Annotated in this window: 17 protein-coding genes; 8 read left to right on the forward strand and 9 right to left on the reverse strand. The window is 59.3% G+C overall.

All coding sequences use genetic code 11. From position 1 onward, the window contains the following. Positions 1–123: 123 nt before the first annotated feature. Positions 124–1,968 (forward strand): signal peptide peptidase SppA, encoded by a 1,845-nt coding sequence (gene sppA / locus ACTG2B_RS17035; RefSeq protein WP_439996485.1) that lies wholly within the window; start codon positions 124–126, stop codon positions 1,966–1,968. Positions 1,969–2,059: 91 nt separating this feature from the next. Here the strand turns inward: sppA and ACTG2B_RS17040 are convergent, their stop codons facing one another. The 8 genes from ACTG2B_RS17040 to ACTG2B_RS17075 form a co-directional block, all read right to left on the reverse strand. Beyond that, entirely contained in the window at positions 2,060–2,980 is a 921-nt protein-coding gene (locus ACTG2B_RS17040; RefSeq protein WP_005338927.1) for a L,D-transpeptidase family protein, read from the reverse strand. 511 nt (positions 2,981–3,491) lie between these two features. Further along, positions 3,492–4,733, reverse strand: coding sequence for a tetratricopeptide repeat protein (locus tag ACTG2B_RS17045; protein WP_439996486.1), 1,242 nt, complete (start codon positions 4,731–4,733; stop codon positions 3,492–3,494). 11 nt (positions 4,734–4,744) lie between these two features. Then, complete coding sequence (locus tag ACTG2B_RS17050; protein WP_040068663.1) at positions 4,745–5,380, reverse strand: energy transducer TonB; 636 nt, start codon at positions 5,378–5,380, stop codon at positions 4,745–4,747. 16 nt (positions 5,381–5,396) lie between these two features. Next, positions 5,397–5,804 carry an ExbD/TolR family protein gene (locus tag ACTG2B_RS17055; RefSeq protein WP_005338933.1) on the reverse strand — a complete coding sequence of 136 codons (408 nt, stop codon included), beginning with the start codon at positions 5,802–5,804 and terminating at the stop codon, positions 5,397–5,399. A gap of 67 nt (positions 5,805–5,871) precedes the next feature. Next, a complete protein-coding gene (locus tag ACTG2B_RS17060) occupies positions 5,872–6,399 on the reverse strand; it encodes a MotA/TolQ/ExbB proton channel family protein (RefSeq protein ID WP_005338936.1) in 528 nt (175 codons plus the stop codon). 10 nt (positions 6,400–6,409) lie between these two features. Beyond that, positions 6,410–7,783: a MotA/TolQ/ExbB proton channel family protein gene (locus tag ACTG2B_RS17065; RefSeq protein WP_439996487.1), complete on the reverse strand. Its 1,374-nt coding sequence runs from the start codon at positions 7,781–7,783 to the stop codon at positions 6,410–6,412. After that, positions 7,780–8,544, reverse strand: a complete 765-nt coding sequence (locus ACTG2B_RS17070; RefSeq protein ID WP_005338938.1) for a DUF3450 domain-containing protein — start codon at positions 8,542–8,544, stop codon at positions 7,780–7,782. The genes ACTG2B_RS17065 and ACTG2B_RS17070 overlap by 4 nt, the downstream gene beginning before the upstream one ends. Positions 8,545–8,652: 108 nt before the next feature. After that, on the reverse strand, positions 8,653–11,208 hold the full coding sequence (locus tag ACTG2B_RS17075) for a TonB-dependent receptor (protein WP_439996488.1): 2,556 nt from the start codon (positions 11,206–11,208) through the stop codon (positions 8,653–8,655). A gap of 739 nt (positions 11,209–11,947) precedes the next feature. Here ACTG2B_RS17075 and ACTG2B_RS17080 point away from each other — a divergent pair. The 5 genes from ACTG2B_RS17080 (at position 11,948) to ACTG2B_RS17100 (ending at position 18,225) form a co-directional block, all read left to right on the forward strand. Continuing rightward, positions 11,948–12,973 carry an ABC transporter permease subunit gene (locus ACTG2B_RS17080; protein ID WP_031227629.1) on the forward strand — a complete coding sequence of 342 codons (1,026 nt, stop codon included), beginning with the start codon at positions 11,948–11,950 and terminating at the stop codon, positions 12,971–12,973. Positions 12,974–13,079: 106 nt separating this feature from the next. After that, a complete protein-coding gene (locus tag ACTG2B_RS17085; RefSeq protein WP_013724081.1) occupies positions 13,080–14,123 on the forward strand; it encodes an ABC transporter permease in 1,044 nt (347 codons plus the stop codon). Between the two features lie 151 nt (positions 14,124–14,274). Continuing rightward, positions 14,275–16,092, forward strand: coding sequence for an extracellular solute-binding protein (locus ACTG2B_RS17090; RefSeq protein ID WP_064338688.1), 1,818 nt, complete (start codon positions 14,275–14,277; stop codon positions 16,090–16,092). A gap of 31 nt (positions 16,093–16,123) precedes the next feature. After that, a complete protein-coding gene (locus ACTG2B_RS17095; protein WP_236340973.1) occupies positions 16,124–17,182 on the forward strand; it encodes an ABC transporter ATP-binding protein in 1,059 nt (352 codons plus the stop codon). Next, entirely contained in the window at positions 17,179–18,225 is a 1,047-nt protein-coding gene (locus tag ACTG2B_RS17100) for an ABC transporter ATP-binding protein (protein WP_100654460.1), read from the forward strand. The genes ACTG2B_RS17095 and ACTG2B_RS17100 overlap by 4 nt, the downstream gene beginning before the upstream one ends. A gap of 101 nt (positions 18,226–18,326) precedes the next feature. Here the strand turns inward: ACTG2B_RS17100 and ACTG2B_RS17105 are convergent, their stop codons facing one another. Next, the gene (locus ACTG2B_RS17105) at positions 18,327–18,938 is read right to left on the reverse strand and encodes a YitT family protein (RefSeq protein WP_005349421.1); all 612 of its coding nucleotides are present in this window, start codon (positions 18,936–18,938) and stop codon (positions 18,327–18,329) included. 241 nt (positions 18,939–19,179) lie between these two features. Between ACTG2B_RS17105 and ACTG2B_RS17110 the strand changes: the two genes are divergently transcribed. Together ACTG2B_RS17110 and ACTG2B_RS17115 are read left to right on the forward strand one after the other, a co-directional pair. Continuing rightward, complete coding sequence (locus ACTG2B_RS17110; protein ID WP_439996489.1) at positions 19,180–20,559, forward strand: UDP-glucose dehydrogenase family protein; 1,380 nt, start codon at positions 19,180–19,182, stop codon at positions 20,557–20,559. After that, on the forward strand, positions 20,556–21,581 hold the full coding sequence (locus tag ACTG2B_RS17115) for an NAD-dependent epimerase (protein ID WP_439996490.1): 1,026 nt from the start codon (positions 20,556–20,558) through the stop codon (positions 21,579–21,581). Before ACTG2B_RS17110 ends, ACTG2B_RS17115 begins: the two co-directional genes overlap by 4 nt. Positions 21,582–21,676: the final 95 nt, after the last annotated feature.

Genomic DNA, 21,676 nt, shown 5'->3' on the forward strand with positions numbered 1-21,676 from the left:
TTTCAGCGAACAGCCGTGCCCTGAACGAAGATAGACGGGATCCGCCAGTCGGAAATGGCAATTTCGCCCGCAACTGGTTAATAATGGCTCTTCTCTACCCATTAACAGGGCGATAACGCGACTATGTCTATTTTCAAAGGTCTGGGTTGGTTGTTCCGCAGCCTGTGGCGCCTGCTCAATTTCACCCGGCTGATGCTGGTCAATCTGCTGTTTCTCATCGTAGTGCTGGTCATCGTCTTCAGCGTCAGCCAGAAAGAGGCCCCCAAGGCGCCCATCGAAGGGGCGCTAACCCTCAATCTCAACGGCGTGCTGGTGGAGCAACGCTCCCAGACAGATCCCACCGTACAACTGCTGCGCCAGATGGACAGCAGCGACGAGCAGCCGAGCGAGATCGTCCTCTCCGACCTGCTGTGGGCCATCAAGAGTGCCAAGGATGACGAGCGCATCAAGGCGCTGGTGATCAAGCCGCAAGGGCTGCAGGGAGCCAACTTCACCAAACTGCAGGAGGTGGCGAGAGCCATCGACTCCTTCCGGGAAAGCGGCAAACCGGTGATCGCCATGGCCGACTTCTACACTCAGGGCCAATACTTGCTGGCTGCCCACGCCGATCACGTGCTGCTCAACCAGAGCGGCGCCGTGGTGATCGAGGGGCTTGGGGTCTACCAGACCTACTTCAAGTCGGCGCTGGAGAAGCTCAACATCACCCCGCACGTGTTCAAGGTCGGCACCTACAAATCCTTCGTCGAACCCTATACCCGCGACGAGATGTCCCCCGAGAGCAAAGAAGCGAACCAGCGCTGGCTGGATCAGCTGTGGCAATCCTATGTGGCTGACGTAGCCGAGCAACGGGAGATCGAACCGGATGCCGTGGCACCGGGCAAGGAGCGCTTCCTCGAGCTGCTGCGCAAGGCCGGTGGCAATGCCGCCAACTACGCCCTCGACAACGGGCTGGTGGATCAGCTGGCTACCCGCGACGAGATGACCCAGGCGGTCATTAAAGAGGTGGGTGAAGCGGACGACCACGGCTGGAAAGGGGTCGGCCTGAAAGAGTATCTGGCTGCCATTCCGGAACAATATCCCCAGAGCGGCAAGGATGAGGTGGGTCTGGTGGTCGCAAGCGGCGCCATCATGGATGGCGTCCAGCCTGCCGGTACCATAGGCGGTGATAGCCTCTCCGACCTGCTGGCCGATGCCCGCCGCGATGACAAGGTCAAAGCCGTGGTCCTGCGGGTCGACAGCCCGGGCGGCAGCGCCTTCGCCGCCGAGCAGATCCGCGCCGAGCTGCTGGCTCTGAAACAGGCTGGCAAACCGGTAGTGGTCTCCATGGGCAGCTATGCCGCCTCCGGTGGCTACTGGATCTCCGCCGATGCGGACAAGATCTTCGCCTCCCCCACCACTCTCACCGGCTCCATCGGGGTGTTCGGCATGTTTGCCACCATCGACAAGGCGTTGGCCCAGTTCGGTGTCCATACCGACGGGGTCGGCACCACAGATTACGTCGGCGTCGGCCCGACCCGCGCCTTGCCGGATCACATCGGTCAGGCAATCCAGCTGAGCGTGGAGGATACCTACCAGCGCTTCATCGGTCTGGTCAGCAAGGGCCGCGGCCTGAGTCCGGAAGAGGCCGAGAAAGCAGCCGAAGGCCGAGTCTGGACCGGCGAAGATGCCAAGACCCTGGGTCTGGTGGACGAGTTCGGCAATCTGGATGACGCCATCAAGGCAGCAGCCGAACTGGCCAACCTCAAAGAGTGGCAGGTGACCCCCATCGAGCAGGAGGAGTCCACCAAGGACAAGTTCCTGCGCCAGCTGTTTGACAGCAGTGCCCAAGTGCTGGCCCCCCAGTTGCAAAGCTGGCTGCCGGCTGGATTTGGCAAGGCATTGGTGGAAGTAAACCGCAGTCTCGACCCGCTCACCCGCTTCAACGATCCGCAAGGCACCTACGCCTTCTGCCCGGTCTGCGTGCAGTAAGCAAGCGGTGACTCCCCCATAAAAAACGGCGACCATCTGGTCGCCGTTTTCTTTATTCAGCCAGTGCGCGCGGCACCGCCAACTTGCTCAATCAGGGATTGAGGCGGGTCGGCATACCGGTACGCTGTTCCAGCACCTGCTTGACCACGTTGGAGTCAGACTCGGCGTGAGCGATGAAGCGGGTGATGGCCGGTGTCATCGGGAGCGGCACGGAGGCGGTGGAGTTGAACTCCTCCTCGGTGCGCGACAGGGGCTCGTGTACTTCCATGTAGCGACCGCCATCCGGCTCGACCGTGGTCTTGACCGGCTGGTTGACGAACTGGACGCGGGTGCCGACCGGCACGTTGTCGAACAGATACTTGATGTCGTCAGCGCGCAGACGCACGCAGCCGCTGCTCACCCGCAGACCGATACCGAAAGTGGCATTGGTGCCGTGGATGGCATAGAGGTTGCCAATGTAGAGGGCGTGCAGACCCATGGGGTTATCCGGACCGGCTGGCCATACTGCCGGCAGAGTCTTGCCCTGGGCAGCATAGCGGCGACGGATGTTCTCGGTCGGGGTCCAGGTCGGGTTGGCGCGTTTGCGCTCTACCTTGGTGATCCAGTTCTCCGGGGTGTTTACCCCCAGCTGACCGATGCCGATGGGCAGTACTTCCACCACGTTCTTCCCTTTCGGGTAGTAGTAGAGACGCATCTCGGCAACGTTGATGACGATCCCTTCGCGGGGCGCGTTGGGCAGGATCAGCTGGTGGGGAATGATCAGGGTGCTACCCGCTTTCGGCAGATAGGGATCAACGCCCGGGTTGGCTTCCATGATGTTGGTCAGACCCAGCTGGAAGTCAGCAGCGATCTGCTCCAGCGGACGGTTGTCCGCAGGCACCACGTATTCCTGGTTTTCACCGATCAGGCGGCTGTTGGCCGCAGGCAGACGGTACTCGACGGCGGCAGCCTGCTGGCTGACCAGCGCAAAAGTGCATAAAAGGGCCGAAGCGGCAGTGCGAAGAGGATTCATAAAATTCCTGTGTGGTTTCCTGTACCAAATGGGCCGGGGGCCGTCTCATCCTCGGTCTGCCGGTGGCGGGTCAACCTGCCCCACGACGCCAATAACCGAGCGCGCATTCTTTCCTGAGTCGGCCAAAATTTCAACTTCCATATGTTGCTTTTCTTGTTAAAAGTAGCCGTTTTCGGTGTGACGCTTATCAACAGGGCAAAAGCCACACTGGCAAGTCGCAGCAAAGAGAAAGATGAATGGCACTGCCCGCTTCTCAGCGAGCCACCCGAGCCCTAGTCAACCACAGCGCAGCGCCACCTTGCTTCACGGTTGCAGCCCTAGCTAAAACGTTTGTCGCATCCGGGGAGATAAACCAATGTCGACGTAGGCTCTTTATTGGTATGAAGAGGGATAAAACCGTGCGTCGGCCACCCGCCGGTGCTGGCAGCCACCATAAAAAAACCGCTCCGAAGAGCGGTTAATGGAGCCACCAGGCAACCATAAAAGGGACTACAGGTAGTTGTCATTGGAATTACTGGACGGCTGCCTCTCCGGTGCCACTCTGCTCTTTGAGGAAGCTGATCCACGGAGATGCCCGACCGCTGACGTTGCCATTCTGAGCCGCCTGGGTGAAGGCGTTGAGGGCCTCCTTCGGCTTTTGTTGCTCAAAATAGGCGACCCCGGTCAGGAACTTGAGATCCGCCCGCTGTTCACCATTGGCATTGGCTGCCGGTTTGGCGGCCAGCGCCACCAGATCCTGATAGCGTTTGCTCTGGATCATCATGCGCGCCATTTTCAGCTGCAATTCGGCGCTCGGGGCCAGCTGGTAGGACTTGGCCAGAGTGTCGATGGCCGGATCCAGCTCCTTGGCCTGATGCCAGTAGTTGGCCAGGGTCTTGTAGTTGCTGGCACTCGGCTCAATCACCCCATCCTTCATCCCCTTCTCCATCACCCGTGCGGCGCGATGGGGAATGCCGGTGAAGGCGAGGTAGTTGGCGAGGCGCTGCAGCTCGGCGGCCTCGGTCAACATGCCAAGGTTATAAGCCGACTCCAGCGCCGCCAGCGCCTTGGCATCGTTGCCTGCCTGCATGTGCATGGCCGACAGCTGGGTCCAGTACTTCTTCTTCTCCGGGAACATATTGACCAGAGAGGTCAGCACCTCGGTCGCCGGTTTGTACTGTTTCAGCTCGTAGTGAGCCCCCATCTTCAGCAGATACCAGGACTCCGGCGCTTTACCTGCCGACAGCTTGATCGCCTGATCCACCGCCGGGATCGCGTCACGGTACTGCTTGAGCTGCACGTGGGCGTTGGCCAGCGTGATATAGGCATGGGAGTTGGGCTTGTCATCCTTGCCCTGGTTGGCAAACCACTCTTTCATGGTCTTGATCGACCCCTGATAATTACCCTCCGCCATATAGAGCTGGGCCAGGTTGTAGCGCACCTGCTGGGCCACCTGTGGCGGCAAGCCGCCTGTCGCGATGGCATCGGCAAAGTACTTGGTCGCCTGACCGTATTTCTCCTGCTGGGCGGCCACAAAACCGAGAGTCTGCAATATGACTCCCTTGTCGTAGACCCTATCACCCACGCTGGAGAGTGCCTCCTGCAATCTGGCATTCGCCAGACCGTATTGCTTGTCAGTGATCAGCTCCTGCGCCTTGTTGACCGCCCGATAGGCCCGATCCGACAGGGCCGGCTGCTCGGCGGCCCAACTGGCGGCGCTGAGCAGCACCGCCATGGCGACCGGGGCGAGGATCATCTTGTGTAACTTGTTCATCGCCACCTTCCTTAGTTGACCGCAAACTCGATCTCTTGCTGCATACGACTCGCCTGCGGCTTGCCATCCACCATGGCCGGTTTGAACGTCCACTTGGCGATGGTTTTGCGCGCCTCTTTGCCGAGGTCATAGCTGCGCGGCTCTTCCTTGACGATCCGCACGTTGCTGACGGTGCCGCGCTCGGTGACGGTGAACTCCACCAGCACCTTGCCGGAGGCCAGCCCCGCCAGCGCCGCCTTGCGGGGCATCATGGGCTCGAAGGTTGCCAGCGGAATGGCGCCGTTGTTGCCACCGACTCCGCCACCACCGCCGCCGGTGCTGTAAGCACCCAGCGCGTTGCCACCACCGATGTTGACCGGGATGTCGAGCTTGGGCATGTCCATCGGCGCGCTCTCCATCTTAGGCCGATCCGTGCTGGCCACTTCCATCTCGGGAGGCGGTGGCGGACGCTTGGGCGGCGGCGGTTTGGGCAGCTCTCGCTGTTTCTCTTGCAGGGTCTCCTGGGGCTTGAGGCGGATGAAATCGGTCATGGTGACGTCCTCCTTCTCCACCAGCTCCCGGTGATCCGGTGTGATCAGCTTGTTCATTCCCAGAAACAGAAAGAACACCACCACACAGGAGACCGCCAACGATATCAGGTATCTCATAGGTCTCTCTCCGGCATCAGCTGCTCTTGTCTGCCGCGATGGAGATGTTCTGGACACCGGCCATGCGGATCTGATCCATGACCTGCACCACCAGACCGGAACGGGATTCGTTATCGGCCTGGATCACCACGGCGCTCTCCGGGTTTTCGGCCCGCAGCCGCTCGATGTTGGCGCGTACCGCCCCCACCTCGACCACCCGCTTGTCGACCCAGACCTGACCGTTTTCGCGCACCGCGACCATGATATTGCCCTTCTTCACCGTCTCGGCCGTGCTGGCACTGGGACGGTTGATCTCGACACCGGACTCCTTGACGAAGGAGGTGGTAACGATGAAAAAGATCAGCATGATGAACACTATGTCCAGCATGGGGGTCAAATCGATAGCCGCCTCGTCAGCACCGCTGTCGCTGTAACGTTTTCTCATAGCAGAAACTCCTTGCTTGTTCTGTGCCCCCGGCAGGCCATGCCTCGCCGGGGGTATGCATCCTGCATCAACCGTGTTTCAGGTTGTCTTCCAGCTTTTGCACCGCCAGTTTGGCCTTGTGATCGAGCTGGTTGACAAAAAACAGGCCGGAAAGGGCGGCAATCATGCCCGCCATGGTCGGTACCGTTGCCTTGGAGATCCCCGATGCCATCGCCCGCGGCGAACCGGTGCCGGTGATGGCCAAAGTGTCAAACACCTGCACCATCCCCACCACGGTCCCCAGCAGCCCCATCAACGGGCAGAGAGCGATCAGCACCTTGATGACCGGCATCCCCTTGTCCACCGCCATGGCAACCCGTGAGACCAGCTCGCGGCGGATCTGCTTGGCAGACCAGGAGAGATGATCGGTGCGGGCCAGCCAGGTGGCCTTGGTCTGCTTCACCTGCTTGGGGTAGACAGCCATGAAGTAGAACCAGCGCTCCAGCAACAGGGCCCACATCATCAGGGTCAGGAAGAACAGGGCGACCAATACATCGCCCCCCAATCCCAAAAACCGGCGGACCGACTCGACTTCTTCAATCAACCAGAACCACATGGGTGACTCCTTACGCTGCGGCTTTGGAGGCGTGCAGACGTTCCTGATAACGGGCAACGAAACCGGCGCTCTGCTCTTCCAGCACCTGGATCAGACGACGGCTCTGGGTCTGCACAATGGTATAGAGGAACAGCATGGGCACCGCGACGACCAGACCCTGCATGGTGGTCACCAGCGCCTCCGAGATACCGCCCGCCATCAGCTTGGGATCGCCGGTACCGAACAATGTGATGGCCTGGAAGGTGGCAATCATCCCAACTACGGTACCGAGCAGGCCCAGCAGCGGCGCGACCGAGGCGATCAGCTTGATGATGCTGATACCCTTCTCGAACTTGGGCACGTTGCGCAGGATGATCTCGTCGAGCTTGGACTCCAGATCCTCGATGTTGTCACCGCGATGGCTCTGGTAGGCTCCCAGCATGTCACCAATGGGGTTGCCCTTGATGATCTGATCGGATTTCAGCTGCTTGCGCATGGACGAGCCGATCAACGACAGCCGGATACCACAGAAGATGGCCAGCAGGGTACCGAGCACACCGAGCACCATGATGACGTAACCCACTTCACCACCCTGATCGATCCGCTCCTTGAGAGTCGGTGACTGCACCAGCAGAGAGAGGATCACGCCGCGAGACGGGTCGATAAAGATGGGTTTGACCCCGTCACCGCCCTGTTCAAACTCGGCGATCGGTTCCAGCACCCCCTTGTCAGGTTGACGGGAAAGCTGCTCGAACTTGCCGGTCTCCGGCACGAAGGTGAGGTACTTGCCTTCGGAGACAGTGTTGAACTCACCGATCTGGGTGACCGTCTTCTCGGCCTGGTTGCCTTCGCCGTAGACCACGGTCGCCGGGATCTGGTTCACCTTGCCACCGTCCACCATGCGGCTGAGGGTGGTAGTCCAGAACGCTTCCAGATCGTCGCTGGAGGGGAGCTCTTTACTCTCGGCCAGACGGGTCAGCAGCGCGGTCTGTTCCGGATGCTCGACCCGACGGGCGGAGGCATTGAAGATCCCCTTGAACTCACCGGCGAACTGACGCAGTACGCCGAACATCTCGCCCATGTTGCCGGAACGCTGGCGCAGGGTTTCGGTCAGTTCGGTCAGCTGCTTGTCGTTGGCATCAAAGGTCGCCTTGAGCTGCTCGCCCTTGGCGGTTTCGGCAGCCAGCTCGGCCTTGGCCTTGGCCAGCAGCGCCCCCTGCTCGTTCTTGTCAGCCAGGAAGCGGGCTTCCCGCTCCTTGTTGAGTTGGGATTCGCTCAGGCTGGAGGCCTTGACCTGGTTCAGCAGCGCATTGAGATCCACCGGTTTTTCGGCGGCGGTCACCGGCAGGGTGACCAGGGTTGCTCCCGCAATCAGGGAGGCAATAGCAAGTTTGATTCCTTTCATGATGCTTTCTCCGCAGTTTGAACCGGCAGCTTGATCAGCGCGGGAGGCGCCTGCTTCTTGGCGATGCGAAGGCCCTGTTCAACCGCACTGCGATACTCCTGAGGCAACTCTTCCCACTGGCGGGTCTGCTTGTTCCACATGCCGGTCTCCTGACCATCCGGGGACTGATAGAGCAGCGCGATGCGGCCAACACGCAGGAACTCGTAGGTCTTCTCGCTGCCATCCTTGTCCAGGCTCGCCTTGTAGGCCTCGATGGTGCGGCTGAAGCCCTCCTCGATCTGGTAGGCTTCCAGGATCTTGCGGTACTTCTCGGAGATGGTGACATCGGCCCGGTTCATCAGGTCGGTCAGGGCCGCCACGCGGTCCTCGCGCTCGACCTTCTGGAACGGCAGATCCAGTGACACAAACTGCTCGAGGGAGTCGATCATCTTGAGCATCAGGGGCACCACTTCGGTGCTGGTCTGGTCGATCTGGGCGATCTGCTTTTGCATCGACGCCAGCTCGGCACTCTGGGACTCGACCATCTTGCTCACCTGCTCGTTGTAGGTGCGCAGACTGTCGACCTGACGCAGGGCTGCCTTGTACTGGGCCAGTGCGGATTCGGCAGATTCGGCATAGCTGTCGATCTTCTGCTGGGAAACTTTGGATGCGTTGTCGGTGGCGGCTTGAGCGTCCACGGCCTGACCGGCAGTGGCGGCACTCAGATTGAAGCTGGTCAACAAGGCGGCCGAAACCAGGCTGCCAAGGAGCGCTTTCTTCATTGTAATGGTCCTTGTCTTCATAGGATTACCCTATCTCCGTAACTTCCTTGGACGTTGGGCACAGCCGGCCCGACCGGGCCGGCTGAGGTTGTATATCAACAGGGTTGATTAGAACTTCTGGGTGTAGTCGATGTAGTAGACGCGACCGTCGATGCCGTAGAGGTCTTCATCGTAAGTGAAACCATCGTTGGACAGGGAAGGCCCGCGGTTGAACATGTTCTTCACGCCGGTCTGGATCTTGGCATTCCAGCTGGTATCGACCGCGACGTTCAGGTTCCAGATGGTGTTGGAAGCAATATGGCCCTCTTCCTTGTCATCCACATAGTCTTGGCTCTGGGAGTCGATATAGTTGGTGCTCAGGTAGGTATCCAGATTCCACAGCTGCGGGAAGTTGGCACCGATCCCGGAGTTGAGGCGCAAGTCAGGTTTGCCATTCCAACCCTTCTTGTCGATCATCGGACCACCGGCAAACAGCCCCTCTTCGTACTGCAGGATGTAAGTACCACCGAAGTCATAACGCAGGGTGAAGGTGTTGAAGTCGTACTTGTAGTCCGCCTTGAAGTCGATACCACTGGTCTTGAGTTGCCCCAGGTTAACCATGCCGGCATAGACTTTCTCGACATCGCCGTTGGCATCGCGAATAACGTTCGGGTTGCTGCCGGTATTGAGCTCCTGATAGAACTGGGTCTGGGTGGTAGCCAGCTGGATAACGTCATCAATCTTGATGTAGTAGTAATCGAGCGACAGATTCAGATTGTCCAGTGGGTTGTAGGCAGTACCGATAGTGAAGGTGTTGGCGGTCTCTTCCTTCAGGTTCTTGTTGGATTGGCGCGTTGTCTCGTACTGCTCTTCGGCGCAGTTGGCCACACCATTGGCCTGGCAAGAGACATAGTCCTTGGCAAAGTCCGCTGACTGGGCATCAGCCGCGTAGAGATCGTTCAGACCCGGCGCGCGGAAAGACTGGGACCAGGAGGTACGGAACATCAGCTGGTCGAGCGGTTGATAACGCAGACTCGCTTTGGGCGAGAAGGCGCTGCCAAAATCGCTGTACTTGTCATAACGACCCGCCAGGTTCAGTTCGATCTGCTCGGTGATGGGGATCAGGCTCTCGATGTAGGTGGCAAACACATCGCGCACACCGCTACCGGAGTTGCCGGATGAACCCAGTACGTTACCCGCTTCGGACTGGCTGTCGTAGGTGTCGGAGTAAACCCAATCGTTATACTCGGCCCCCAGATACCAGCTGACCGGGCCAGCAGGCAGTTCGCCCATCTCCCAACCCAGACCGCCATACCACTGGAAGAAATCCATCTTGGAGTTGCGGCTGGTGGTATAAGAGAGATCCTTGGTGGCATCAGCGGAGAAGCTGCCGTTGACGAAGTTTCCACTGTTTACCTGAGTCTGAACCGCCGGCTCCAATACATAGCCATTACCAATACTCTGGTTATCTGTCTTGGAGTACATGTAACCGGCGTTCCACTCCAGATCGCCAACCGCCTCGGTCGGAACCACCCCTTCAAAACCCAGGTTCAGGGTACCGGTCAAGTCGGTCACTTCATTGTCACGGGGACCGACGTTGTTGAAGCGGTAGTAAACCGTCGCAGCCTTGGCGGTGCTGAAGTTGTTGGCAGACAGGACTGCAGCGCTTTCAGGGGTGGAGCCATCCACAGTGAAGTCACCGGCAGCAGGGGCAAAACGACCAAAACTGGTGACCCGGGAACCAATCATCTGTGGCACGAAATCCACATTGTCGTTGATATGGTAGCGGCCGTTGACATAGACGGTGTCGCGAGTACGCGAGGCGGTCTTGGCTGCGACCTGGGCAAAGTCGAAGCGGCAAGCCGTACCCTTGGTGACAAAACCGGCGCCGGTGCTTTCACAGTCGACCCCATTCAGAGTACGGGTTACGGTCTTGCCAGTTGCCGCGTCTACGCCCTTGATATTGCGACCATAGAGGCTAGGAGACTCAGCCCCCTGCTTGGCCAGATAGTCACGATCCTTGTAATAGATTTCGTCTTTGACATCATGCTCGTAGACCATCATCAGGGAACCTTTCTCACCCGAGATGCCGCTAACGATGGAACCACTCTGCTCGTCACCACCCTCTTCGGTCGGTGAACCAATACGTCCCTGGAAAGTCAGCCCTTCGAAACCCTCTTTGAGGATCACGTTGATAACGCCGCCGATGGCATCAGAGCCATACAGGGCGGAGCCACCGTCCAGGTTCACTTCCACCCGCTCAACCGCCGCCATGGGGATGGTGTTGAGGTTGATGGCAGTGCCGCCCATGGAGGGAGAACCGGCGATACGCTTGCCATTAAGCAGCACCAGCGTGCGATCTTCACCAAGACCACGCAGCCCTACTGTGGCTTGTGATTGGGCGGAACTACCGGAGGATGGGGAGAAACCACCAAAGGAGTTGTAGGAGGCTTGTTTCAGATAATCGGCCACAGTCTGCTGACCAGACTGTTCAATTTGGGCTTTGCTGACAGAGACAACCGGAGTCGCACCCTCAACATCAACACGGGAGATACGGGAGCCAGTGACTTTGATTTTCTGCAGTTTTTCGACGTTCTGCCCTTCTTCGGCAGATACGGATGGGGCCGCCGCAAGGCTCGCCAAGGCGAACGCAATCGCAGCAGAGATTCTGCTCTTCCTAAGCATCGCTTATATCCTTCCTGGTTGTTTATTGTTTGCTTCCTGATACCGCCCTCTTTGGAGCGATGTGTAAGGCTTATCAATCTTTGACTAGCGACGTCAATGGAGCAGGGGGGTGGCGAGGTCAGGCGTAGAATAAGCGGAGTGCATTAATTTTGACCGACATAATTAGTGAATAATTCTGCCAAAAACAACCAGTGCAATGTAAAAACATTGTTAAATGGCGTAAATGGCGCTGAATTAAAATTTGATGAACTTATTAGTTAACGTGCTGTCCGTTTATATCTTATTTTGATTTACCGGCATTAATAAGAATAAAACACTAACTTCATGAGGGTTGAACCTGACCGCTCCCATGGGGATAACAGTTAAAGTCGTCGAGATGATATCGTTTTCCTTCAATTTCACACCCCAAACAAAAACATTACCAATCAACAACTTAAAAACATTCAAAACTCAAACAAACAGCTGTTTATATTTTTTAAAATAATGTTGAGCAGTAGCGTTTTGTTTTGATTTTCACTTTTCAGATAAAAAACGTCTTTTTTCGGTGCTTTTGGTCTCAGCGGGTCATTTGTCCCAGTTTTCCATTTCCTTGTACTTGATTTTTGTTGCAGAGCTTTTACAGTGGCCAAGCGGATTGTCTGCTGTTTGGCAACCAATCCAGCGCGTAATGCCAGGAAGGACAGGCCCGTCACCGGATTTGACTGGCCGCAAAAAAGAACAACAAGGACGAGGTTCCACCATGCTGTCGTATTTCCTACGCCGGATGCTTTTGATCATCCCGACGTTTCTCGGTATCACCCTGCTCGTCTTCACCATCACCCGTTTCGTGCCGGGCGGACCGGTCGAACGCATGCTGCTGCAAGCCCAGGTTTCCCAGAATGAATCTGGCCGCTCCAGCGGCAGCAAGGGGGCGCAGGCCCTCTCCGATGAACAGATCGAGGAGCTCAAGGCCTTCTATGGCCTCGACAAGCCCATGCTGGTCGCCTACTGGGAGTGGCTGCAGAAGCTGGCGGTGCTGGATCTGGGCGAATCAACCCGCTACTACGAGCCTGTGTGGGATCTCATCAAGGAGCGGCTCCCCGTTACCGCCTTCTTCGGGCTGGCAACCTTTCTGCTGAGCTATGCGGTCTCCATTCCGCTGGGGGTGGCGAAGGCGCTCAGGCACAACAGCCGCTTCGACTCGTTGAGCTCCATGCTTATCTACATGGCCTATGCCCTGCCAGCCTACGTGGTGGGGATCTTCCTCATCACCGTCTTCGCCTTCCATCTGGAGTGGCTGCCGATGGGCGGTTTTCCGGGGGATGATTTTGAGTACATGGAGAGCAGCTGGGATCAGATCCGCACTGTCTTTGCCCACGCCCTGCTGCCGCTTATCGCCTACGCCATCGGCGATTTCGCCATCCTCACCATGACCATGAAAAACAGCCTGATGGAGAACCTGTCGGCCGATTATGTGCGTACTGCGGTGGCCAAGGGTTTACCGTTTCGCAAGGCGGTCACCGACCACGCCATGCGCAACAGCCTGATCCCCATCGCCAGTCACCTGGGGTCTGTGCTCACCGTTTTCTTTGGCGGCTCCTTCCTCATCGAGACCATCTTCAACATCGACGGCATCGGCCTGCTCGGTTACGAGGCGATCGTCGAGCGGGACTACCCCACCGTTATGGGCATTCTGGCCATCACCTCCATGCTGATGCTGATTGGCAATATCGTCTCCGATATCTGCGTGGCTCTGGTTGATCCGCGCGTGCGGTTTGGAGACTGACCATGAACCAGACCTCTATTGCCATGCCGATGCTGATATCACGCCATATCGTCTCCGATATCTGCGTTGCCCTCGTTGATCCCCGCGTGCGGTTTGGAGACTGACCATGAAGCTCAATCCGGTTACCTTGAAAAAACTCAAGCGCTTCAAGTCGATCAAGCGCGGTTACTACTCCTTCATCATCTTCACCACCCTGGTGCTGCTCTCCCTGCTGGCGGAGCTGCTGGTCAACAGCCGGGCACTGATGGTGAGCTATCAGGGCCAGCTGCATTTCCCCACCTATGGCGATGTGATCCCCGGTCAGCAGTTCGGGCTCGATTACGAGTACGAAACCAACTACCGCCAGCTCAAGGCCAAATTTGCCGCAGAGGGCCAGGGCGACTGGGTGCTGCTGCCGCCAGTGCCCTGGAACCCCTACGAGCAGGATTTCAAGGAGGATGCCTACCCGCCCTACGCCCCCAGCGCGGCTGAGCGCCACTTCCTCGGCACCGACACCAGCGGCCGCGACGTGCTGGCGCGGCTGGTTTACGGCTTTCGCATCGCCATCGGCTTTGCCTTTATCGCACTGGCGGCCAGTTACGCCATCGGGGTCACCATCGGCTGTCTGATGGGCTTTCTTGGCGGCCGCTTTGACCTCATCCTGCAACGCTTTATCGAGATCTGGTCCCAGGTGCCGTTTCTCTACGTCATCATGATCCTGGTGTCGCTGGCCAAGCCCAACTTCGGCCTGTTTGTCGCCATCAACGTGCTGTTCGGCTGGATGGGGATCACCTGGTATATGCGCACCCTCACCTACAAGGAGCGGGCGCGGGACTATGTGATGGCGGCGCGGGCACAAGGGGCGACCACCGGGCGGATCATCTTCAACCACATCCTGCCCAACACCCTGATGATGATCGTCACCCTGGCGCCATTCGCCGTGGTGGGCAATATCTCCACCCTGACGGCACTCGACTATCTGGGCTTCGGGCTGGCACCGCCGACCCCGAGCTGGGGGGAGCTGCTCTCCCAGGGCATCAACAATCTGGATGCCATCTGGATAGTCAGCTCAGTGGTGGCCGCGGTGAGTCTGGTGCTGATCATGGTCTCCTTTATCGGCGAGGCGATCCGCGAGGCGTTCGACCCACGCAAATTTACCCGTTACCAATAAGCCAGACGGTACCAGCGCGCATCGGCAGGCGTCAGGTAACGAACAGTGATTAATGAAGGACGGGCCGCCGCCATCGGCGGTCCCGGGAGCAAGGGATAATCCCGTTATCAATCAAGACCCCCAGTGCAGGGGCCAGACCTGGAAGTCAAACATGAAAAATAAAATCAAATGGATAGGTGCTCTCTTTGTGCTGGTAAACGGATCCTGGGTCTGGGCGGCCAGCCTACCCGCGGATCTCAAATGGGAGACCAACGACACGGATCCTGTGTTCGCCTCCCCCAAGGCGCTGTCGGGCGGCAGCCTCAATATGTTTGTGGAGAGCTTTCCGCTGACGTTCCGCACCGTGGGGCCTGACTCCAACGGATCGTTCCGCTCCTTTATTCTCGATAACCAGTTGCGACTCATCAGCTTCCACCCCAATACCGGCAACCCCATCCCCTCGCTGGCGACCCACTGGGCCATAGCGCCAGACAGCCAGACCGTCTACTTCAAGCTGGATCCCCGCGCCAAATGGTCGGATGGCAAGCCGGTCAATGCCGATGACTACACCTTCGGCTACGAGATGATGCGCTCCAAACACATCAAGGGGCCCTGGTTCAACAACTACTACACCACTGAAGTGGTCGCGGTAGAGAAGATCGATGACCACACTATTATGGTCAAAGCGGGCAACCGCAAGGCCAAGATGGACCTGCTCAACACCACCGAGCTGTGGCCCCAACCCAAGCACTACTACAAGCTGACCCCCAACTGGGTGAAGCAGTACAACTGGGCCGTGGTGCCCACCACAGGTCCCTACGTGATCAGCGACGTCAAGAAGGGCAAGTCGGTCACCTTCAGCAAACAGAAGGATTGGTGGGCAAAAGACGATCGCTATAACCAGCACAGATTCAACATCGACACCATCAAGGTGCAGGTGATCCGCGATCACAACATCGCCTTCCGCCACTTCCTGAAAGGGGAGATCGATACCTTCGAGATGATCCTGCCCAACTGGTGGCATGAAAAAGCGGTAACCCCGGAGTACAAAAAAGGCTACGTGCAGAAGGTAATGGCCATGACCGATACCAAACAGGGTGGTCAGGGGGTTCACCTCAATGTGGCCAACCCCAAGCTGGCGGACGTAAACGTGCGCCTCGGCATCCAGCACGCCTTCAATATCGACAAGATGATCGAGACCGTGCTGCGCGGCGACTACGACAGAGCCACCACCTTCGACTCGGGCTTTGGCGAGTTCACTGACATCACGCTGCCTGAGCGGGCTTATGACATTGGCAAGGCGCGGGAGTACTTTGCCAAGGGCGGCTACAACAAGCCGGGGCCGGACGGCATCCTGCAAAATGAGAAGGGGGAGCGGCTGACGCTGGCACTCACCTACACCAGTCAGGAGCACTCCAAGCGACTGACCGTGCTGAAAGAGGAGGCCAAGAAGGCGGGTCTGGATCTGGAGCTTAACCTGGTGGATGGCGCCACCGGCTTCAAGGTGATGCTGGAGAAGAAACACGAGGCGGCCTGGCTCGGTTGGGGCGGCGGCGGTCTCTATCCGCAATATTGGGAGTTTTTCCACTCCGCCAACGCCAACAAACCGCAGACCAACAACCTGTTCAACGTGGCTGACAAGGAGCTGGACGCGCTGATCGATGCCTACAACGTCGAATTCGACATGGCCAAGCGGGCCAAGCTCTCCCAGCAGATCCAGCAGCGCATCTATGACCTCGCCATCTTCGTGCCCGGGGTGCAGCTCAACTATGTGCGGGCCAGCAGCTGGCGTTATGTGATGCTGCCGGAAGTTCCTGCCACCAAGAACACGCCGGATCTGCTCTACTGGCCGATGGACGGTTATCCTCACAGTAGTGGCGGTCTGCTCTGGCTCGATCCCAAGGTGAAGGAAGAGACCCGCAACGCCAAGGAGGCAGGGGAGGCGCTGGCGCCCATCAACCTGCTCGACAAGACCTATGCACGTCATTGATATTCAGGCCATTGCGAAGGGAGCAGCCGTTATGCCCAACACTCAGGCCCCCATCCTTGACGTACCGGATAACGGGGGGGAGTTCGCCGCTGATAACGGCCAGCACCAGGCCCCAATCCTCGAAGTACGCGATCTTGAGGTGGAGTTCGCCGTCGATGACGGCAAGATCAAGGTGCTCGACGGGGTCAGTTTCAAGGTGGCCCCGGGTCAGACGCTGGGGATCGTCGGCGAGTCCGGCTGTGGCAAGAGTGTCACTTCACTCGCCATCATGGGGCTGCTGCCCAAGCCCCATGGCCAAGTGGTAGCCGGTTCCATCCGCTTTCAGGGGGAGGAACTGCTGTCGCTTGCGCCGGATCAGATGTACAAGGTGCGCGGCAACCGCATCTCGATGATCTTTCAGGAGCCGATGACGGCACTCAACCCGGTACAGACAGTGGGGGAGCAGCTGATGGAGGTGTTTCGCCTCCATCGCCCCGAGTATGACAAAGCCCAGCGCAAAGCTGCGGCCATCGCCATGCTGCAGAAGGTGGGCATCCCGGAACCGGCCCAGCGCTTTGCGGTCTATCCCCACAACCTCTCCGGCGGTATGCGCCAGCGGGTGATGATCGCCATGGCGCTCTCCTGCGAGCCAGACCTGCTTATCTGCGACGAGCCGACTACGGCGCTGGATGTCACCATTCAGGCCCAGATCCTCGAACTGATGAAAGAGCTACAAGCCCAGACCGGGATGGCCATCATCTTTATCACCCACGATCTGGGGGTGGTTGCAGAGCTGTGCGACGAAGTGGTGGTGATGTACGCCGGCCGCGCGGTGGAGCAGGCCGATGTGTTCGAACTGTTTGACCATCCCCGTCACCCCTATACCCACGGTTTGATGAGCTCAATCCCGCGCCTGGAGGATGAGCCCAAGAGCCTGCTCAAGACCATCAAGGGACAGGTACCGGCCCTGCACGAGATGCCCGCTGGCTGCCGCTTCTCCAACCGCTGCCCCCATGCGACCGATCTCTGCATCAGCGCCATTCCGGCGGTGGAGCAACTCAATCCGCGCCACCATGTCGCCTGTCACTACTGGAAGGAGTTGACCCCATGAGCACTCTGTTATCGGTCAGGGATCTGAAACAGCACTTCCGGCTGGGAGGCGGCTTCCTGCGCAAGCAATATACGGTTCATGCGGTGGATGGCATCAGCTTCGACCTGAAACAGGGAGAGACGCTGGGACTGGTGGGTGAGTCGGGCTGCGGCAAGTCCACCCTCGGGCGCAGTCTGCTCAAGCTGTTCGAGCCGACCGCGGGCACCATCACCTTCGAGGGACGCGACATCACTGCCCTCAGCCCGAAGGAGATGCGCTCCCTGCGCCAGGAGATGCAGATGGTATTTCAGGATCCTGCAGAATCCCTCAACAGCCGCCACACCGTGGGCCAGATCCTGGAGGAGCCCTTTATCATCCACGGTAAAGGCAACACTGAGCAGCGACGCGGCTGGGTGCAGGAGCTGCTGGCAAAAGTGGGCCTGCCGGGCAGCGCGGTGGATCGCTACCCCCACGAGTTTTCCGGCGGTCAGCGCCAGCGGATCGGCATCGCCCGCGCCATCGCTCTCAAGCCCAAGCTGCTGGTGTGCGACGAGGCGGTCTCGGCCCTCGATGTCTCGGTGCAGTCGCAGATCGTCAACCTGCTGCTCAGCCTGCAGCGGGAGATGAACCTCTCCATCATCTTCATCGCCCACGATCTGTCGGTGGTCAAACACATCTCGGATCGGATTGCAGTGATGTATCTGGGACGGATCGTCGAGCTGGCGGATGCCCAGTCGCTCTATCTGGCACCGCGCCACCCTTACACCCAGGCGCTGATCTCCGCTATTCCGGTACCGGACCCGCGCAGGCGCAGCCAGCGCATTCTGCTGACCGGCGATGTGCCCTCCCCCATCTCGCCGCCAAGCGGCTGCCACTTCCACCAGCGCTGCCCCCATGCGACCGAGCTGTGCAAAAGCAAGGCGCCCAAGCTTGAGGCGTGTGATGAGGCACATCATCAGGTGGCCTGCCACACCCCGCTCGCCGTCAGTGGTCACGCTATCAGCGGCAGCGCCATCAGTGGCAACGCCATGAGCGGTGACAGCAGGCTGGAGCAGGCAAGCTAGGCGCAGCGAACAAACCCCTGGGTAGAAACAGACGAGGCGGCCATCAGGCCGCCTCGTGCTATCGGGTCACGCTTGTCTTATCGAGCCACTGCCGCAGCTTGTCAGGCAATCTGGTAACGGCCGGGCTTGTGGTTGAGTGTCAACACCAGATTACAGATAACCGCCGCCACGATGGAGAGCGCCAGGATCCAGGGCTGCACCACGAAAAACGAGGCAACAACAATGGCGCAATCGAGCCCCATCTGCAGCTTGCCCGCCCGGATGCCAAAGCGATCCTGAATAAAGAGCGCCAGAATGTTGAAGCCCCCCAGACTCGACTTGTGGCGAAACATGATGAGCAGCCCCATGCCAATCAGGGTTCCGCCGATCAGCGCCGCATAGAGAGGCTCTATCTTGCCGATCTGCAACACGCCGTTGAGGTGATCGGTCATGTAGGAGACTGCTGCCACCGAGACAAAGGTGTTGAAGGTAAAACGTGGCCCCATCCGCAACCATGCCAGCGCATAGAAGGGCAGGTTGATGCCGAAAAACAGCAGGCCGAAGCTGATGCCGGTCACCTTTTGCAGCAGCAGCGCCAGCCCGGCAGTACCGCCAGTGAGCAGGCCAACCTGATGAAACAGAAAGATGCCGAGGGAAACAAAGCCGGCCGCCGTCAGCAGGGCCAGCACATCCTCATAAATAGGATGAGCAGTGCGAATCGAGGTGTTGTCCATAACCTGTATCCAAGCGAAGTAATGAGAGAGTGTCTGTCGCCTGCCGTTGCGGGCGGGCTGCGAGCCCTGTCCACAGGGCTTCGTTATGGGTCCAGTCTATTTTTTGTGAAAAGGATCACAACAGTCAGGCTGAACGCCCCATTCTGGTGCCTGTCATCTGGCATTGACACTCGCTGCACCAAGATGCAGCATGCCGCGGTTTAAGCGCGCCATCCCCCATTCACAGCACGAGGCTCTTTTCATGAAGGTCACCATTTTTGGCACAGGCTATGTCGGGCTGGTGCAGGCCGCCGTTCTGGCCGAGGTGGGCCATCAGGTCTGCTGCGTGGATGTGGATGATGAACGGATCGCCGCCCTCAGGCTGGGGCAGATCCCCTTCTATGAGCCGGGGTTGGCCCCGCTGGTCGAGAGCCATCTGGCCAGCGGCCGCCTGAGCTTCACGGTCGATCCCGCCATTGGCGTGGCACACGCCGACCTGCTGCTGATCGCCGTGGGCACCCCGGCTGACGAGGATGGCTCGGCCGATCTGCAACATGTGCTGGCAGTGGCCGACACCATAGGCCGACTGATGAGCAGCCCCAAGCTGGTGGTGACCAAGAGCACAGTACCGGTCGGCACGGCGCAGCAAGTAAAAGAACACATTGAGCTACAGTTGGCCGAACGTGGGCTGACCCTCACCTGCGAGGTGGCCGCCAATCCCGAGTTTCTCAAGGAGGGGGCGGCTGTCAACGACTGCATGCGGCCGGATCGCATCATCATCGGCTGTGACAGCGAGCGGGCGCTTGAGCAGTTGCGCGCCCTCTACGCCCCCTTCAACCGAAATCACGACCGGATCGTGGTGATGGATCTGCGCAGCGCAGAGCTCACCAAATACGCCGCCAACGCCATGCTGGCCACCAAGATCTCCTTTATGAACGAGATGGCAGCCCTCGCCGAGCAGCTGGGGGCCGATATAGAGGCGGTGCGCCAGGGGATGGGGGCCGATCCCCGCATCGGTTACCACTTTATCTACCCGGGCTGCGGCTATGGCGGCTCCTGCTTCCCCAAAGATATCAAGTCGTTGCGCCATACCGCGGCGAGCGTCGGCTGCGACGCCCCGCTTTTAGCGGCGGTCGAGCAGGTCAACCAGCGCCAGCAACAGAAGATGGCGCAAACCCTGCGGACCTGCTTCGGGCCGGATCTGCGCGGCCGCACCTTCGCCCTGTGGGGGCTGGCGTTCAAACCCGGCACCGACGACATGCGCGATGCGCCGAGCCGCCCGCTGCTGGCCGCCATCTGGGCTGCCGGTGGCCGGGTGCAGGCCTTTGATCCCAAGGCGATGGAGCGCGCCCACCAGATCTTCGGCCAGCGAGCGGATCTGCTGCTCTGCCCGACTCAGGAGGCGGCACTGGAAGGGGCTGATGCCCTGCTGATCTGCACCGAGTGGCAGGCGTTTCGCGCCCCCGATTTCCAGCAGCTGAAAGCGCTGCTCAACCAGCCTGTCATCATCGATGGCCGCAACCTCTATGACCCGCGCCAGCTCAGCGAGCTCGGGTTTGACTATCACGCCATCGGGCGGCCACATCTTCCCGCCAAAAAGCAGCCTGCCAACACCAGCTGCAACCCGGAGACCCAACCATGATCTATCTGGTTACCGGCGTCGCCGGTTTTATCGGTTTTCATGTGGCCAGCAAGCTGTGCGCCGCAGGTCATAGGGTGGTGGGGCTCGATAACCTCAACGACTACTACGAGGTGAGTCTGAAAGGGGCGCGGCTGGCCCAGCTGGCCAGTTTCCCCCATTTTCACTTCGAGCGGCTGGATCTGGCGGATCGCGAAGCGATGGCGGCTCTCTTTGCCCGTCATGGTTTCGAACGGGTGATCCATCTGGGGGCGCAAGCGGGGGTGCGCTACTCCATCGACAATCCGTTCGCCTATGCCGACAGCAACCTCACCGGTATGCTGACGGTGCTGGAGGGGTGTCGTCACCACGGGATTCAGCACCTCATCTACGCCTCCTCCAGCTCGGTCTATGGCATGGGGGAGCAGATGCCCTACTCCACCGCGCAGCAGGTGGATCACCCGGTCTCCCTCTACGCCGCCACCAAGAAGAGTGGCGAGCTGATGGCCCACGCCTACTCGGCGCTCTATGGCCTGCCCACCACAGGGCTGCGCTTCTTTACCGTCTACGGCCCCTGGGGGCGGCCCGACATGGCCATCATCAAGTTCACCCGCGCCATCCTCGCGGGCGAGCCAATCGACGTATACAACCACGGCGATCTCAGCCGCGACTTCACCTACATAGACGATATCGTCGCGGGGATCCTCGCCGTGGCCGATCAGCCGCCCCGCCCCAATTCCGATTGGCGCGCCAGCGAGCAGAGCGCGGCCGAGAGCGCCGCCCCCTACCGCATCCTCAATATCGGTAACGGCCAGCCGGTGCGGCTGCTCGATTTTATCGAGGCGCTGGAGGATTCCATCGGCAAGCCCGCCATCAAGCGGATGCTGCCGATGCAGGCAGGCGACATGCACGCAACCTGGGCCGACAGCGAGCCGCTGCACACCCTCACCGGCCTGCGCCCCGCTACCCCCCTCAAGCAGGGGGTTGCCGAGTTTGTCCGCTGGTTTCTCGACTACTACCGGCCCGCCGCTGACGAGCGCGGGTAGCCCCTCGGTCATTGATGAGTTAATCAGATACCACTGATGCCCCGCGGGTTTTAGGATGGCTGAACGCACTGTCTGCGCACCATAGCGAGGATTTG

Origin of the sequence: Aeromonas sp. 30P (assembly GCF_051919805.1) — a bacterium.
GTDB classification, from domain to species: Bacteria; Pseudomonadota; Gammaproteobacteria; order Enterobacterales; family Aeromonadaceae; genus Aeromonas; species Aeromonas veronii.